Below are 1,803 nucleotides of genomic sequence, written 5' to 3'. Positions count from 1 at the left end.
CTCGGGACGGCGGGCGAGTCACCGGTCGGCGACCACGAGACGACGGCCGCCGAGACGGCGGAGATGGCCCGCGCCGCCGCCGAGTTCGACTGGTTCACCGCCGAAGGGGAGGTGTCGACGGCGGCGTACGGCCAGACGGCGTCGAGGAGTTCGCGGCGGCGGACCGTCTCGCGCTCGACCGCCTCGGCGGAGACCGGCCGGACGGTGCCGAACCAGTGCCCGACCCCGTACCGGAAGCGGGTCGGTCCGCTGGTGGGGGAGAGGGCGAAGAAGGCCGCGTCGAAGACGGCGCCGAGGTGGCAGATCTCCAGCTCGCCGTCGTGGAGCCGGCCGCTGTCGACGAGGAACCGGCCGACGGCGCGGTGGGCGCCGGCCCGGTCGACGGCCTCGTCCCAGCCTTCCCGGGGGAGCCGTCCGCCGGCGGTGAGGAGGATGTCGACGCCGGGTGCGGCGGGGCTCTCGGCGTGCACGACGCGGCCGTCGACGAGGTAGAGGGTGCCGTGGTCGCGGAGCAGGGCGCCGGTGGCCTTCTCGGCGGCGAGCCGCACCAGCATGGGGGAGACGGGGCTGGCGACGGTACCGACTCCGGGGCCGTTCATCCCAGGACCAGCCGTTCGGCGAGGTCCCGGAGGCGCATCCGGGCGAGGGCGAGGTTGCCGGTGTCGCGGTCGAGCCAGAGGTGGAGGAAGACGCTGCTGTCGAAGGACGTCTCGACGAAGCGGAGGACGTGGTAGCCGGCGCGGGTGGTGACGATCAGGTCCTCGACGGGCGGTTCGTCGCCGGGTATCTCCCCTTCGGCGGTGAACGAGTCGAACTCGGCGGCGGCGCGGGCCATCTCCGCCGTCTCGGCGGCCGTCGTCTCGTGGTCGCCGACCGGTGACTCGCCCGCCGTCCCGAGGGCGAGTCCGCTGGTCCAGTCGACCAGGGAGGCGCCGCGAGCCCCCGGCAGGGTCATGGCCTCCATCAGGCACTCGTCGATTCCGGGCACGCGGATTCCCCTCCCGATGCGGCGTGCGGACGTACGGCAGTGACGGTGACGTTACTGAACGCAGCGGCGTCCGTGGGGTGTTCTGGCATTTTCCATCGGAACATGCCAGGCCCTGTCCGAATCGGGACCGGAATCTGTGTCAGGTCGCGCTCAGGTCTTCGATTCCACCGCGTGCGCGATCTCGGACAGGTCCTTGGTGAGCGCCTTGGCGACCGCCTTCGCGCCGAAGCGGGCGATCAGCCGTCCCAGGAACCCCTGCCTCCGGCCCTGGGCGGGCCGGGCGGAGAAGGTCATCCGCAGGGTGGTCGCGCCGGTCCCGTCGGGGAGGAGGGTGAGCTCGGAGACGTAGTGCATGCCGTGCGAGTCGGCGACCGTCACGTACCGGTCCGGCGGCTCGCACTCCGTCACCAGCATCTCCTCGGTGGCCTCCTTGCCCAGCATCCGCCGGGTCTCCCGCCAGCGGGTGCCCACGGCGAAGCCGCCCTCGGTGAGCACCTCCACCCGTTCGACGCCGGAGAGGACCCGCGGCATGTCGGGCAGGTCGGTGAGGGACTCCCAGACCCGCCCGGGGGAGGCGTCGACCCGTCGCTCGACGACGACGGTCGTGGTGTTCGAACCGGTTCCCGTTCCAGTCATGGCTTCATCGAAACCGTGTCGCCCGGCCCGCGCTACCGGACGAGGGCGTCCGCGTGCGCCCCGCCCGACTCGGCGACGATCTCCGCGAGCGTCTGGGGCTCCCGCACGGTCGTGAAGGTGACGGTCCCGTCCCCACCGTTCCCGCCGTCCCTGTCCCCGTCCCCGGCCCCGCCGTCTCC

Annotated in this window: 3 protein-coding genes; all 3 read right to left on the bottom strand. The window is 72.9% G+C overall.

The window, feature by feature from the left end:
* The coding region (locus EAO70_RS37255; protein WP_261993256.1) for a hypothetical protein at window positions 1-599 on the bottom strand (599 nt) is incomplete at its 3' end.
* Window positions 596-988: a hypothetical protein gene (locus EAO70_RS37250; protein WP_148007185.1), complete on the bottom strand. Its 393-nt coding sequence runs from the start codon at window positions 986-988 to the stop codon at window positions 596-598. The genes EAO70_RS37255 and EAO70_RS37250, both read right to left, overlap by 4 nt.
* Window positions 989-1,138: 150 nt before the next feature.
* Window positions 1,139-1,624, bottom strand: coding sequence for an SRPBCC family protein (locus EAO70_RS37245; RefSeq protein ID WP_148007184.1), 486 nt, complete (start codon window positions 1,622-1,624; stop codon window positions 1,139-1,141).
* Between the last annotated feature and the right edge of the window lie 179 nt (window positions 1,625-1,803).

Source organism: Streptomyces sp. adm13(2018) (genome assembly GCF_008042145.1).
GTDB lineage: Bacteria > Actinomycetota > Actinomycetes > Streptomycetales > Streptomycetaceae > Streptomyces.
This window is presented reverse-complemented; position numbering and strand designations above follow the sequence as displayed.